The sequence below is a fragment of the Nocardiopsis baichengensis YIM 90130 genome (assembly GCF_000341205.1).
In the GTDB taxonomy this organism is placed as follows: domain Bacteria; phylum Actinomycetota; class Actinomycetes; order Streptosporangiales; family Streptosporangiaceae; genus Nocardiopsis_A; species Nocardiopsis_A halophila.
In genome coordinates, this window is sequence record NZ_ANAS01000046.1 from 16,747 (window position 1) to 31,072 (window position 14,326).

9 protein-coding genes are annotated in these 14,326 nt (G+C 73.8%); 5 read left to right on the top strand and 4 right to left on the bottom strand.

The features are described from left to right. Nucleotides 1-297 precede the first annotated feature (297 nt). The gene (gene mobF / locus C892_RS32700) at nt 298-5,523 is read left to right on the top strand and encodes a MobF family relaxase (protein WP_017559866.1); all 5,226 of its coding nucleotides are present in this window, start codon (nt 298-300) and stop codon (nt 5,521-5,523) included. Nucleotides 5,524-5,541: 18 nt separating this feature from the next. After that, a complete protein-coding gene (locus C892_RS0127675) occupies nt 5,542-6,072 on the top strand; it encodes a hypothetical protein (RefSeq protein WP_017559867.1) in 531 nt (176 codons plus the stop codon). A 68-nt stretch (nt 6,073-6,140) separates the two neighbouring features. Here C892_RS0127675 and C892_RS0127680 read toward each other — a convergent pair whose 3' ends face one another. From C892_RS0127680 to C892_RS31965, 4 genes are all read right to left on the bottom strand, one after another. Then, entirely contained in the window at nt 6,141-7,400 is a 1,260-nt protein-coding gene (locus tag C892_RS0127680; RefSeq protein WP_017559868.1) for a hypothetical protein, read from the bottom strand. Further along, nucleotides 7,400-9,832, bottom strand: coding sequence for a type IV secretory system conjugative DNA transfer family protein (locus C892_RS0127685; protein WP_152513491.1), 2,433 nt, complete (start codon nt 9,830-9,832; stop codon nt 7,400-7,402). The genes C892_RS0127680 and C892_RS0127685 overlap by 1 nt, the downstream gene beginning before the upstream one ends. 2 nt (nt 9,833-9,834) lie before the next feature. Continuing rightward, on the bottom strand, nt 9,835-11,286 hold the full coding sequence (locus C892_RS0127690) for a coiled-coil domain-containing protein (protein WP_152513492.1): 1,452 nt from the start codon (nt 11,284-11,286) through the stop codon (nt 9,835-9,837). A gap of 90 nt (nt 11,287-11,376) precedes the next feature. Then, nucleotides 11,377-11,589: a hypothetical protein gene (locus C892_RS31965; protein WP_017559869.1), complete on the bottom strand. Its 213-nt coding sequence runs from the start codon at nt 11,587-11,589 to the stop codon at nt 11,377-11,379. 233 nt (nt 11,590-11,822) lie between these two features. On the opposite strand from C892_RS31965, the gene C892_RS31670 reads away from it, so the two are divergent. The 3 genes from C892_RS31670 to C892_RS0127710 are packed head-to-tail and all read left to right on the top strand — an operon-like array spanning nt 11,823 to nt 14,315. Next, the gene (locus C892_RS31670) at nt 11,823-11,993 is read left to right on the top strand and encodes a hypothetical protein (protein WP_017559870.1); all 171 of its coding nucleotides are present in this window, start codon (nt 11,823-11,825) and stop codon (nt 11,991-11,993) included. Continuing rightward, nucleotides 11,993-13,663 (top strand): prolipoprotein diacylglyceryl transferase, encoded by a 1,671-nt coding sequence (locus tag C892_RS0127705; RefSeq protein WP_152513493.1) that lies wholly within the window; start codon nt 11,993-11,995, stop codon nt 13,661-13,663. The genes C892_RS31670 and C892_RS0127705 overlap by 1 nt, the downstream gene beginning before the upstream one ends. Nucleotides 13,664-13,673: 10 nt before the next feature. Then, entirely contained in the window at nt 13,674-14,315 is a 642-nt protein-coding gene (locus C892_RS0127710) for a hypothetical protein (protein WP_017559871.1), read from the top strand. Nucleotides 14,316-14,326 lie beyond the last annotated feature (11 nt).

Consider the following 14,326-nt stretch of genomic DNA (forward strand, 5'->3'; position numbering starts at 1 on the left):
GCGGGGCGTGATCTGTGCGTGATGTGTGCGGGCCGAGTGTAGGCCGCCTAGCGGCGTTCTACAACTCACTCCCTAGCGGCCCCTCCATCGAGCCTCTTCCAAGCCGACTCCAGCCCCGACACCTTGCTTCAACTCCAGCTCTGCTAGCTCACGCACCCATCACACCAGGTAGTCATGCATCGACCCCACTGCTCCAACACACCCATGCATTCCCTAATGATCTTGGTATGCTGGGCGCGTTGGGTCACGGCTGCTCTCGAACGGGAGTTCGATCGTTGGGAGGGGGGTAGCGCCCGGATGGTGTTCTCCGTCGGCCGAGGGTACGACTGGCGCTACCTCGACAAGGCGGTCCAGCGCGACCGGGAGAACTACTACCAGTCCGCGGTCCGGGAGCAGGGCGAGCCGCCCGGGAAATGGCACGGGAAGGGCGCCGAGGCGCTCGGGCTGGCCGAGGGGTCCGAGGTCACCACCGAGGTCATGCAGGCGTTGTACGAGGGGCATTACGACATCCGCGACCCCCGGGTCTTCGACCAGGAACTGCCGGATGCCGAAAAGCCGCGCCTGGGGCGCAAGCCCGCCCAGTACAAGAGCGCCGATGAGATCTTCCAGGAGAAGCTGAAGGCCGAGCCGGAGGCGACCGCGGAGCGGCGCGAGCAGCTCCTTATCGAGGCGCGGAAGGAAGAGCGCAAGGCGCTGGCCTTTTTCGACGGCGCTGCTTCCCCGCCGAAGTCCTACACCCTGACGCATGCCGGGCTGCTGGCCAGGGCCAAGGAGGCCCGGGAGGCTGGGGACCTGGTCACTGCGGAGGCCCTCGAGCGGGCCGCCGGGATGATGATCGAGGTGCTGGAGGAGGCCTCCCAGACCGCGGTGCAGGAGTGGACCCGCCTGGCCGGGTGGACCCGGGTCGGGTACCACGGCAAGCAGGTCGGCGGCTCCTCGACGGGCCGGTGGATGGAGGCCGGCGGGTGGGTGTCCGCCTCGTTTGTTCAGCATACGAGTCGCAACGGCGATCCTCAGTTGCATGTGCACAACCCGGTGCTGAACAGGCAGTTGTGCCCGGACGGCAAGTGGCGGAGCCTGGACGGGCAGGCCATGCTGCGGGCCCGCCCGCAGGTGGGGGCGGTGTTCGATCGCGGCCTGGTCGAGCTGTCGGCGCGCAAGCTGGGGCTGCGCTGGGAGGCCCGTGCCGACGGGCAGGGCTGGGAGGTCGTCGGTGTCGACATCGAGCAGATCATCGAGTTCAGCTCGCGTCGCGCCGAGGTGGTCGACGGGCTGGAGCAGCTGATCCAGGCCTACGAGGCCAAGCACGGCTACGCCCCCAACGCCCTCGCGGTGTGGAAGATGGCGCAGTTCGTCACGAAGGACACCAAGTCGGCGAAGAAGGCCTTGTCGGAGATCCCGACCGTCGAGGAGGAGTTGGAGGCCTGGGAGGCCCAGACCACCCGCGCCGAGGTCGACTCGCTGGCGAGTATCCCCGGGCGGGCGCTGTTCCAGGTGGACGAGGCGCAGCTGGCGGCCGACGCCGAGGAGCTGGCGCAGCTGGACATGGGCCGGGTGATCGAGGCGGCCCTGGCCGATGTGCAGCGGGAGAAGCCGTCCTTCACCCGGTACGAGTTGGCGCGGGCGATCAGCCGCCATCTGCCCACGTCGCTGGGCGGGCTTCCGGCCCAGCGGGTGGGGGCCCTGCTGGAGGAGCTGACCGAGCAGGCCCTGCACCCGGCCGACGTGCGCCAGCGCCGCACCCTGCGGCTGACTGTGGACGACGTGGTCGAGATCCCCGCCGACCGGCGCCTGGCGGACGGTCGCAGCGTCTACCGGGACCCCACCGCCGAGCGCTGGACCACCCCGGACCAGCTCGACAAGGAGCAGCAGTTCATCACGGCCGCGGTGCAGACCGGTGCGCCGGCGGCCGAGGCCGACCTGGCGGCCGAGCTGCTCGGGTTCGGCCCCGCCGCCGAGCGCGCGAACGGGGTGGACCAGGGCCGTGCCGCGGCGGGCCGGGAGCGGCCCGAAGCGGGTCCGGGCCTGGACCACGGTGTCCCCGTGGCCGACTCGGCGGCCCCCGCGCCCGGTGCGGCCGGGGACAAGGTGGAGCGCCCCGGATCCGCAGTGGGCCGGGGCCGGTCCGGGATGGAGCAGGCCCGATCCGACGCGGAACACGAGGAAGCTCGGCAGTATCTCGCGTCTTTGAGTGGGGAGCAGGCGGCCGCGGTCTACGGCATCACCACGTCCGGCCGCCGCATCGACGTGTTGGAGGGATACGCGGGCTCGGGCAAGAGCCGCACGGTCTCCCGCCTGGCCAAGCTGTGGAGGGCCACCACCGACGGCAGGACGATCGGGCTCACGACCGGCCAGAACGCCGCCGGTGTGCTGCAGAGGGAGGGGCTGGACCAGGCCTACAACATCACCCGGTGGCTCGGGTGGATCGACGGCCGCAAGACGCGGCTGCAGGCCGGTGACCTGGTGGTCGTGGACGAGGGAAGCATGGTCACCACCGACCACATGGCCCGGATCCGCGAGATCGCCGAGGAGGCCGGCGCCAAGGTGCTGCTGACCGGGGACACCGAGCAGCTGAGCGCCCCGGGGGCCGGCGGGCTGATGCGCCTGCTCGCGCAGCGGCACGGCAGCTACAAGCTCACCCAGGTGAGAAGGTTCCACGAGGAATGGGAGCGCGAGGCCTCCAAGCGGTTGCGCGCCGGGGACCAGGAGGTCCTGGCCGAGTACGACCGGCGCGGCCGGATCCGCGGCGGCACCCACGAACAGATGGCCGAGGGCGCCGTGGACGCGTTCGCGGCCGCGCACCTGCGGGGGCTGCAGTCGATCGTGCTGGCCTCCAGCAACGAGGACGCCGCCGAGCTGGCCGGGCGGGTGCGCGAGCGCCTGGTCGAGCTGGGCAAGGTCGCCGCCGAGCCCATCGCCGGGCTGCACGACGGCAACGCCGTGGCCGTCGGCGACCGGATCACCGCCCGGAAGAACAACCGCAAGCTGCGCATCGGCGAGGAACAGCGCGAGCTGAGCAACCGCGACGTGCTGCAGGTCGTGGGGCGCCATGCGGACGGGCGGCTGCAGGCCCGCCTGCTCGACGAGCAGGGCCGCCCCGGGGCCTCGGTCCTGCTGCCCGGCGACTACGTCGAGCGGAACGTCGAGCTGGCCTACGCGGGCACGACGCACGCGGCCCAGGGCCGGACCCTGGACGAGTGCCAGCCGGTCGTGCGGGAGGGGATCGCGCGCCAGGAGCTCTACGTCATGCTCTCCCGCGGCCGCGGCAACTCCACGGCGTGGGTGTGCACCGAGCGGCCGCAGGCCGACCTTCGCCCGGAGACCGCGGAGAAGGCCGGGGACGGTGCGGAACGGCAGCGTGCCACCTCGGACCGGCAGGCGCCCGGAGCGGATCAGGACCTCGACGAGGCAGCCCCGGGCACCGCGGCGGCGGCCCCCGCCGACAGCGCGGCCGACGGGGCGCGGGACGGTGCGGATCAGCAGCGTTCCGGCGCGGACCGGTCCGGGGACGAGGCGGATCTGCGCGACCCGCTGGGCGTGCTGGCCCAGATCATGGAGACCGACCAGGCGGATGAGACCGCCACCGAGCGCATGGCCCTGGAAGCCGACCGCGTCACCCACATGGCCCACCTGGGCGGGATGTGGACCTCGGAGCTGAAGGAGGCCATCGCCGACCGGACCACCCAGGCGCTGGCAGCGATCCTGCCCGAGGACATCAACAAGGAGCTGTCGAAGGACCCGGCGCGCGGGTCCGTGATGACCGCGGTGCGCCGCGCGGTGCTGGCCGGCCACGACCTTGACCAGACCATCACCCGGGCCTCCGCCGAGGGGTGGAAGGACGTCCGCTCGGTCGGCCAGGTGCTCAGCGCCCGGGTCGAGAAGATCATCGGCACCGGGGAGGCGTCCGCGGAGTCCTGGACCCGCATCACCCCCACCGGCATCACCGACGACGACGGGTTCGTGCGGCAGCTGGCCCGGGAGATGGACGCCCGGGTGCTGGAGCTGGGCGAGCGCGCCGCCGCCGACCCGCCCGACTACCTGGTCGAGCGGCTCGGCGAGCCCCCGGCCGAGATCATGGGCCGCACCGAGTGGGTCCAGCGCGCCGGCCGGGTGCAGGCCTACCGGGAGCAGTACGGCAACACCGACTCCCCCACCGCCCTGCCGTCGGCGCCCGAGCGCCACTCCCCTGAGCAGCGGGCGGCGTGGATGGCCGCCTCGGCCGCGCTGGGGCGCACCGCCTCCGAGCGCGAGATCTGCGGCGCCCGCGACGGGCAGCTGTGGGTGTGGCGCTCGGACTACGAGCGCGCCGCGACCTGGGCGCCCCCGCACGTGGGCGGCGAGCTGGGCCGGGTCTACCGCGAGATCACCGACCGGCGCCGCCAGGTAGTGCTGGACGAGGCCAGGGCCCGCCACCTGCAGGGGCAGGACCCTGATAGCGCCGAGGCCCAGCGCCTGCTCACGCGCGCGGTGGCCAACGACGCGCTGGTGCGCAAGGCCGAGCAGCGACGCGACCGCCTGGAGGAGGTCCAGGCCCAGCGCGAGGCCTGGCACGAGCACACCGAGGCCCTGCGCAACCGCGCCATGGCGGCCGACGCCGAGCTGCACCGGCGCCACGAGGACCTGGACCTGCCGCCGCTGCACCGGCCCGAGGGCGAGCCCGACCGCACCGAGGCCGAGGAGGAGCGGCCGGGCGTGGTCGAGAAGATCAAGGGCCAGGTCGAGCTGCTGGGCCGGTCGGTGCGCCAGTGGGCCAAGGACGGCCTGCTCGACCAGAACGAGCCCGAGCCCGAGCCGGAGCGCGCCGGGCCGCAGGCCGAGCAGGGCGAGCTTGCCCTGGGCCTGCCCCCGGCCCCGGAACGCCGGAACCGCCGGGCCGAGCACGAGCCCGCCCAGCCCCAGGCGCCCGAGGTGGGCCAGGGGCAGCAGGAGCTGTTCGGCGACGCGGCCGGGGCCGCCGGGGTCGGCGGCGAGTCCGACCTGGACCGGGGCGAGCAGGGCGAGCTGGAGCGGCGCAGCCAGGAGCAGGTGCGCAGCGAGCGCGCCCGGCTGTGGGCCCACGAGGCCGAGCGCGCAGAGCGTCCCGAGACCGAGGCCGTGCAGGAGGAACTCGACCTGGGGCTGGCCGAGCGCACCCAGGACTCCTGGCTGGACCGGGCCCTGGAGCAGGCCCGCCAGGCCCGCGAGATCCTGCGGCGGGCCGCCGACCGGGCCACTGGTCGGGAGGCCGAGGCCGAGGAGCGCCGCCAGGACGGCGAGCGCTACCGCGACCACCTGGCGCGCCGGGAGGAGCAGGAGATCGAGCGCCGCCGGGAGCGCGAGTCCCAGGAGCAGGAGAAGGCGACCGACCGCGAAGAGCCGGCCCGCGAGGAGACCGCGCGGGAGCGCGCGATGCGCGCGGCGGCCCTGTCCTCGGGCAACCGGGCGCCGCAGCTGAACCCGAAGGGGCCCGCCCAGCCCGGCCGGGCGGCGGCGCCCCCGCCGCCGGGGCCGCACCAGCGCAAGGGCCCTGGGCTGTCCCTGTGAGGTGGGTAGGGTCGCGCCATGAGCAGCTCTGAGCGCTACATCCCGCCCCCGGTCTCGGAGATCATCGCGAGCGAGGCGCCGATGCCGCCCCCCAGGGCGCTGTCCAGGGAGGAGGGGGCAGAGCTGATCCGGCGGATGAATCAGCCGGGCGGCCACAAGCTGGTGCTGGACGCCGACGAGCAGGACTTCATCGCCGCCCAGCCACCGGTGCGCGAGCCGGCCGCCATCGATTGGCTGGTACGTGAGCTGACCGAGGCCCCCGAGCCCGGGAGCGACTTCTACCGGGCGGTGTGTGCGACCGTGGACTTCGCCTTCGGCCGCGGCCGCGGCCCGCTGTCCGGGGAGGCGCCCCGGAACAGTCCGCCGACCTGCAGCGATATCGAGTACGAGGAGTCCGTGGCGGTGCGCTACATTCACGGCCAGACTTCGCACACCGAGTCGCCGCTACGCCGCAGCCAGGACTACTCCGTCGGCGTGGAGCACACCTGTCTCTGGTTGCGTTGCGCAACAGGCCAGCCGCCGTGGGGAGCGCCCATCGACGAGGCATGACACGGCCGACGACGAGAAAGGGGGAGGGCGCCCGGATCGGGTGCCCTCCCCCTTCTGCGTGGCAGCCGTCAGTGTTTCTTCCTGGCGGCCCTGCGCTCCTCCCACACGACCTGGATGTCCTCGTCGGTGATGTCGTGGCCCTGGATCTCGGCGGCGATCCTCTGCTGCAGGTGCCGAACCTGGTGTTCGTCGCCCGCCTCACTGGCCGCCCGCTGCTCGACGAGTATCGGGATCACCTTGCGGATCGCGTCGTACTTGCGCAGTAGCGGGCCGTAGACCTCTAGCAGTGGCTCCAGGCGCTGCCGGGCCAGGCCGGACAGGTCGTCTCCGCGGTGGCCGATGGCCTCCAGGTCCTGCATCAGGGTGCTCAGCCACTGGGCCCAACGCAGGTCGTCGGCTCCCACGACCTGGTAGTCGGCCAGGAGCCGGGCCGACTCCAGCCGCCCGACGGGCTGGGAGGCGGTCGGGGCGGAGAGCACCGCCCGGAACCGCTCGGCCATGAACACCCTCACGGTCTCGTCGTCCAGGTCGAACTCCTCGCGCAGGGCGAGGGCATCGTCGGTGCGGCCGGCGGCCTCGGCCTCGTGCAGCTGGGCCAGGACCATGCGCTGCACGACCCTCTCGGCCCCGGCCTCCTGGCGCTCACCGCGCAGCAGCATGTGCGGCTTGTCCTCGCTCGCGCTGTGGCACCGGTAGGCCGAGGCCAGCTGGGTGATGTCGCCGAGCCGCTCGTGCAGCGCGCGGTACCAGTCGGTCTCGTGGTGCGGCCTCCTCTTCTTGACCTTGTAGGCCTGCTGGTAGGCGACGTAGAGCGCGCTGAGCGCCCGGCGCATGTCCGGGTGCTCGGCCCAGCACTCGGGCACCAGCGGTGTCTGCGCCTTGTCCGGGACGGTGCTCAGGGCCGGGCGCCAGGCCGCGTGCAGCTGCGGGAGCCATTCGGCCAGGGTGCGGATGGCCTCGACCTCTTGCCGCCAGTCCATGGCCTCCCAGTCCCAGGGGCGGGGCGGCTTCTCCTTCTCCTCCTCCTCGGCGCCCAGGGCCTCGACGGTCTCCCCCAGCTCGGTCACGGTCTGGGCGACGGCCACCAGCTCGGCCCGCAGGGCCTCGGTCTCCTGCTGCAGCCGCTCCCGGGCCCCCTCGGCGGTGCGGGCATCCCCCTGTTCGACCTGCTCGGCCAGCCGGTCCAGGCGCAGCTGCAGCTCGCGCACGTCCCCGCTGACCATCGACAGCGCGAGCATGGTCTGCTCACCGGCGGGGCCGGCGCCCCCGCTGTGGGAGGCACCGGCCCCGGTCAGGCGCCGCCGCAGCTCGTCGTCTGCGTCCGCCACTACTTCTCCTCGTCGTCGTCGAGCGGGGGCAGGTCATCGACCTGGCCCCAGGGCTCGTCCCAGGGCATCGGGTCGCCGGTCGACTCGTTGTCCAGCTCCGGCAGGCTCTTGCGGCCGGGGCCGCCCTCCTCCGGGGGCAGCCAGGGCGCCGGGTGCAGCCGCGGCCGCTCCGGGCCCTGCGTCGGCGGGGCGGGCGGCGGCCCGCCGTCCTGCGGACCCGCCTGGGGGGCGGGCGGCGGGGCGGGGAGCCCGGACCCGGTCGAGGGCGGAGGCGGGGGCGGGGGCCCGTCCTGGAGAGCGGGCGGGGAGAGCCGGGGCGGGGGCCCCGACCACTCGCCCTCCCCCTCGGTGTCGGCCGAGGGGGAACCGGCGGCCGGCGGCGGGGAACCGGCGGTGGCCTCCTTCTCGCCCTGCTGTTCCAGGCGGCGCTGGCGCGCCTGCTCGACGAGGGCCTCCTGGCGCATCCGGCGCCGCTCGGCGATCTCGTCGGGCAGCGGCGGCGCCTGGGCCGGGGTGCGCTCCTCGGTGGCCGGGGCCTCTTCGGCCGCCGGCTCGGCCGGGGTGTGCTGGTCGCCGGCCTTTTCGCGCTCGATCTGCTCGCGCAGCTCCTCGTTGCGGGTCGGGGCCTGCAGCTTGACCGGTGCCAGGAACCCGGCGGGGCGCTTGTCCTTCCAGCGGCGCACCTCCTTGCGCTTGTGCCCGTTGGGCGTGCGCACCAGCATCGGCTGGGCGTCGCCGGTGAACAGGATCGCCCAGTGGCGGGGTAGGCGCATGTCGGCCGCGGTGAGCAGGTCCACCTCCCGGTAGTTCTTCTCCCTGTTCTTGTTGCCGTGCTGGTCGTAGGTGATGGTGTCGGTGCTGCGCACCTCGACCTTGCCCGCCAGCTCATAGACCCGCCGGAGCATCTCGAGTTCGGTGCTGCCGCCGTAGACCAGGATCGCCCCGGCGCAGGCCCACAAGGCCTGGGCCATGGGCCCGTAGCGTTCCTCCAGTTGCGCCCAGGACTGGGCGTACATGCGGATCTGGACCCCGGTTCCGCCCATCCAGGAGACCCACCGGTCGACCCGGACGGGCGCGGTGTTGGCCAGCTCGTCCAGCTCCATGCGCAGCGGCGGGTCCAGGCGCCGCTTCTTGGACAGTGCGCGCCCGGCGGCCTGGGCCTGGTCGTGGACGGCGCCGTCCTGGGTCGCCTCGACCTGGGCGGTGAAGGCGATCTCGTCCAGCAGCGCGGCGAACAGCGGCCGCGTTGCGGAGTCGGCGCCCTTGCTCACCAGGTACAGGGTGTTGTTGCCGCTGGTCAGGAACTCGCCCAGGTCCAGCTGCGGCAGGTCGCCTGCGACCACTCGGCGCACCTCGGGGTTCTGCATGAACTTCAGGGTGCCCCGCAGCGTGCTGACCAGGGACCCCTTGGTGCGGTCGGGCATGAACCGCAGGAAGTTCTCCACGTCCCCCCGCGACGCGGGGTTGGCGCCGGCGGCCTTCTGCAGCACCCGCAGCGGGGTGTCGTCGGCGCCGTTGGCCCATTCGTAGACGTCGTCCATGGTGTAGCCCGCCAGGTCGGCGGCGTGCAGGTAGCCGGCCAGGACCATGGACGTCTGGTCGTGCCAGAACTGGGCGTCCGACAGGCCGGTTCCGGTCTCGGCCTCGACCATGGTCACCGCCCGGCGGGCCGCGGTGAAGGAGTCGGCGCACCCGGTGACCGGGCTGAACCCGAACGTCGTGGCGTAGTTGCCGACCCCCTCGGGGTTGAGGATGTCGACCCGTCCCCCCTGCTCGGTGCGGGGGCCGATGGTCGCGTCCACCAGGTCGTCGCGCATGGAGGTCGCCACCAGCGGCCCGACCCAGTCCAGGATCGAGTTGATCGCGGCCGAGGACTTGCCCCGGCGCGGCCCGGCCATGGCCAGGATGATGGTCTCCACGTCGATGAAGGCGCGCCGGGGCATGGCCCAGCCCCACCCGGTGCCGACCTTGGTCGCATAGGCGCCCCAGGCGCCGGGGCGGTGCCGGTCCCACCAGGACAGCGAGGGGCGGGCCGACTTGGCGACCTTGCGGGCCGCGGGCAGGCCCAGGCTGCGGTAGCGCTCCCAGTCGCCCGCCCAGCCGGGGCCGGGGTGCAGCCGGAGCTTGGCCCGCCAGCCCAGGCGCAGGGCCGGGCGCCGCCGTGAGGAGGCGGGCAGGTTGCGGTGCACCGCGTTGGCGATCGCTCCGGCCACCAGTAGCAGCCCGGCCCCGCCGGCCATCAGCTCCGGCGACACCAGGTCCCAGGGGATCGGCAGCTCCGGCGGCGCCTGCGCCGCGAGCGGGAGGAGGAGGTGGTTCATTACAGCGTCCTGTGCGTCGGCGGTGTTCATCGCCTGGGGAAGGGCGTCCGCTCCGGGGGGTGTGACCCCGAGGTTTTCGGGCGACCCGTTGGTCACGTTGTGATCAGTCATGATCACGCACCCCCGATCATGGCCTCAGACGCGCTGGTCACGCGAGTCTCGGCGGGCGCCGCGCCGGTGTGCTGGCCGGACTCGGCCAGGCCGGTGACGATCTCGCGCAGGTACCGGCGGACCGTGCGGGCCTCGGCGCCCTCCTCCAGGCGGGCGAGCAGCTCCTCGGCGACGGCGTCGATCTCCTCGTAGGAGCCGTACCGGGCGTCCCCGCGCCGACCCAGCTCGTCGTACATCAGCTCCACCTGCTGGCGCAGGGAGAGCACGCCGCGCGCCACCTGCAGCTCCCGGCCCAGCCGGGCGGCCTCGGCGCGCGCCTGCTCGGCGCCGGCCTCGGCCTGCTCCACGGCCGCGCGCAGCCGCTCGACCTCGCGGCGGCGCTCGGTGTCCTGGGCGTCCAGGTCGGCCTCACGGCGCTGCTCGGCAGCCTTGAGGCCTTCCTCAGCGCGCTGCTCGACACCGGCGAGGCGCTGGCGCAGGGCCTCCAGGGCGGCCTCGTACTCGGCCTTCTGCTCCTGCAGCCGCTGCTCGGCCTCCTCGCGGGCGGCCTGCAGGTCGGCGGCGTGCTGCTCGCGCAGCGCGGCCCGCTCTTCCTCGGCCTTGGCCTCCAGGGCCTGGACCTGCTCGGCCGAGGCGGCCTTGACGCGCTCGGCCATGTCGCCGGCCTCCAGGGCCCGCTTCTCGGCCTTCTCGGCCTTGTCGTCGGCGGCCGAGCGGCCCGGGGCGTAGTTCCAGTGCTCCACGTACCACTTCCGTGCGGCCCCGGGGGCGCGCTTGAAGTCCAGCACCATCAGCAGCAGCCACCCGAAGACCGCGCCGACGCTGCGGAAGAGGGCGCCGACCAGCGCCCAGATGCTGTGGCTCTTGTCCTGGTCACGGCAGGCGCGGTTCTGGATCTCCAGGATCACCGTGTCGGAGGTGGCCGCGTACAGCAGCGGCGGCCCCGCGTAGACCAGCAGCGCTCCGGCGCCGGTCTGGGCGCCGTCCCACACCGGTGCGGCGTTCATCGCCACGCTGACGCCGATGCACACCAGGTTGCCGATGCGCGCCCGCAGCGCGGACTGGCCGCGCATCGCGGTGGCCAGCCCCAGCAGGCCGAAGATCAGCGCCGCGGCGTCCCAGGCGATGGCCTCCAGGTGGACCGCCAGCTCGACCGCCTGGCCCTGGCCCTTGTAGGAGTGGACGTAGGCGACCTGGGCCTCGTAGGACACGTACATCGTGCCCGCAGCCAGGGCGATGAGCAGCAGGAACGCCGAGGTGATGGTCAGGACGTACCAGCCGCCCCGCTTCTCCGGCTTGTCGGCGGCCGCCTTCTTCGAGCCCGAGCGGCCGAAGGGCGGCCAGCCCACCACCGTATAGCGGCGTGTCGTCCCGTCGCCGTCGCGGACGGTGCCGGCTGCTTGGGGCGTGTAACCGTCCTGGTCATCGGCTGCCCCGTCAGGGGCCCGTAGCATTGAGGACAAGATCAGAACCTTCCTGTTTCTGGTCGGTGACCCCGGTCGGCGCGGGTTTCTTGGCGGAAAAGGCGCCGGTCGGGGTTCCTCTTAAAGACCGTGTCGTTCGAGGTACTCCTCGATCGCACGTCGCTGGATGTCCTGCGCGCTCATGTCCAGCGCGGCCGCGGCCATCTTCACGCGGCGGCGCAAAGACTTCGGGACGCGACCAGTGAGCTGGACCAAGTCCTCCTCTTCAGCGGTCGGCGCCGGAGCCGTCTGCATGGAGTCACGCCCTTCCTCCTCGTTCTTGTCGCTGGGCACCTGGCTACCTTCCTGGCTTGCGGGCTTTCTAGATCGCTATACCAGTGTGCCCGGAACACGTTTTGAAGTATTGCTAGCTTGTGACCACTTGACAAAGCTAGCAAGCTGTCTGCAGAGTGTCAATGTGCGGCGCTTGGGATTCCGCCCCGGGCCTGCAGAGACAAGAGCGCCCCGGCTCGGTGATTCCGCCACCGGCCGGGGCTTCAGAAACCGACCTTTGCCAAGGAGTTTCCGTGGCTCAGCCTACCCATGTCCCGACCCTGGAGAACGCCGACGGCCTGCGGACCGTGCAGGTCACCGGCCCCGACCAGCCCGACCTGCCCGCCCCCACCCCCGAGGAGCACCACCAGCTCGCCGAGCTGGCCGACGTCCTCGGCCCCGCCGCCGTGGGGGTGTGGCGCTGATGGACCCGGTAGAGCGCGCGGAGGCCGCTCTGCTCGGGCAGATCCTGCTGGACGAGGAGGCCCGCGCCGACGGCGAGGGTGCGGGCCCCCGCCTCCTCGAGCAGGTCCGCGAGTGGGGCATCACCAGCAGCTCGCTGTTCCGCAAGGGCTACCACCAGGAAGTCTGGAAACGCCTCCAAGACACCGCATCCAGCGGACACGCCACCCGGTCGGCCGTGGCCGAGCGGCTGCGCGCCGACACCGCCCCCGCCGAAGAGGCCGGCGACGACACCCGGGTGCGTCCCGAGCTGGCCAACCCGGCCAGGCTGTGGGGCCTGACGGACGCCGCCGAGGGCGCCCGCCCCGACCGGTCGGCGGTCCTCGTGGTGGACGCCGCCATGCACTGGTCCGCCGGCGACATGGCGGACGAGCTGAGGACCGCCGCGCACACCGACGAGCCCGGCGCCACCGCCGAGGCCGCCGAGAAGGCCCGCGGCAAGCTGGCGCGGATGCGGCAGGCCTGGGAGCGCCTGCCCGCCGGGGCCCGCACCGCGGTCGAGGCCGTCAAAGAGCGGCCGAAGACACCGCTGGTGAAGGCCCAGGAGCAGCTGGACGAGGCGCGCGAGCTGATGGCGACCCTGCGCACCGACCCGGCGCACGCGGCCGAGCGGATCACCTCGCCCGCCTGGGGCATCATCGACCGCCTGGCCGGGGCCGTGGACGCACTGGCCAACGCCTCCATCGACGCCCCGCGGAGCCCTGAGACCCCTAACGGCCGGACGTTTCTGAAGCCGGGCGAGATGCTCCCGGACCAGGGCGGCCAGTGGGCCGAGCACCGCCAGGAGCAGGACCGCCAGCAGGCCGAGCAGGACCGCAGCGACGACGCGCGGCTGCGCCGATCCCGCGCCGCCGAACAGGCACCCGCACCCGAGCCCGAGGCGGACCCGGAGCGGGCCGCCCGGGAGCGGCGCCTCCTCGGATCCCTGATGGCCGCCCCCGAGCAGCTCGACCAGGTCGACGTCGACCCGGCCACCGTCCGCGACCCGCAGGTCCGCCGCGCCTTGGAGGTCGTCGGCGACCTGCGCGAGCGCGGAGTCGACATCGACGGACAGGTGGTCGACGCGGCCATGCAGGCCCGCGGCGGCCCGCCCCTCGGCGAGGTGGCCGCCGAGCCCGTCACCCCGACGGACGCCACCACGGGAGGCCTGGCCGCACGGGTGTCCCGGGACGCCGCCGCCGACCGCGTGCACCAGGCGGTCGCCGGCCTCCAGGCCGCCGGCGACGACTCGGGGGCCGCCGCGCCGGACCTGATCGCGGCCGCCGAGGCCGCCCTGGACCGGCTCGGCCCCGAGCCGCCCCAGCTCGTCGAGCACCTGGAGCCGCTGGCCGAGCCCGAGAGGGACGACGACCCCGAGAAGGAGGCCGAAGGCGCGCCCGCCGCGGGGCCGTCGGCGGAGCGGACGGCGGACGCCCCGGCAGAACCCGAGCGCGGCCGCGAGACCGAGCCGACCGCACCCGCCGACGGCCCGGAGCAGCCGACCGCCCCGGCCCCGCGCCGGGAGGAGGCGCCCGAGCAGCGCCTGGACCGCCTCGAGCAGGAGCACCTGGCCCAGCGACGGGCCGCCGAGTCCCCCGGACCCGAGCCGAAGCCGGCACCCGCCGCACCCGAACCCGTCCAGATCGAGCACTGAGGAGACCGAGATGAGCGACCGGCACAGGCAGCCCTGCGAGCTGCCCGCCGAGGCGATCGACCAGCTGATCCAGGAGCGCCGCGCGGCGGCAGCCGACCGCAACGCCGTCGAGGAGCGCCGCCGGGAGGAGGGCCTGGCCCGCGCCAGGGCCGCCGCCCTGCCAGCGGCCCAGCGCCTCGCGGACCACCTGGACGACCTCGACCTGGGGGTCAAGACCACCGCCGACGACCTGACCACCGTCCGGTGGGACTACGCGGCCGGCCGCCCCGTGGTCGAGATCGGCTGCCCGCTGGCCACGATCAGCACCGGAGAGGGGGGGAGGCCCCGTGCCTGGCGCGTGCTGGCGGTGTCCACCCACGGCGAGCACCGGGTCCGCGTGGAGACCTCCGGCTACGGCATAGCCACCCCGTGGGTCCACGACGTCGGGCCGCTGGCCCGGAACACGATCGCGCGGGCCGTGTCCGACCCGCGCACCGTCCTGGACGGCGCCGAGCACCTCAACCCCGACCCGCCGCTGGCCGAGCCGCCGACCCCGGCCGAGCACGCCCGTCGGCTGCTCGACGAGCTGGACGCCGACCCGACCAACCGCCACGGCCAGCGCGGCATCGCCCTGGCCCAGGCCTGGGCCACCCTCGCGGCCGCCACCACCTGACCACCCACTCG

Excerpts from the sequence above, each read along its gene's own strand:
- C892_RS0127675 (WP_017559867.1), top strand. The coding sequence starts at position 5,542 with ATGAGCAGCTCTGAGCGCTACATCCCGCCCCCGGTCTCGGAGATCATC.
- C892_RS0127705 (WP_152513493.1), top strand. The coding sequence starts at position 11,993 with ATGGACCCGGTAGAGCGCGCGGAGGCCGCTCTGCTCGGGCAGATCCTG.
- mobF (WP_017559866.1), top strand. The coding sequence starts at position 298 with ATGGTGTTCTCCGTCGGCCGAGGGTACGACTGGCGCTACCTCGACAAG.
- C892_RS0127710 (WP_017559871.1), top strand. The coding sequence starts at position 13,674 with ATGAGCGACCGGCACAGGCAGCCCTGCGAGCTGCCCGCCGAGGCGATC.
- C892_RS0127690 (WP_152513492.1), bottom strand. The coding sequence starts at position 11,286 with ATGCTACGGGCCCCTGACGGGGCAGCCGATGACCAGGACGGTTACACG.
- C892_RS0127685 (WP_152513491.1), bottom strand. The coding sequence starts at position 9,832 with ATGACTGATCACAACGTGACCAACGGGTCGCCCGAAAACCTCGGGGTC.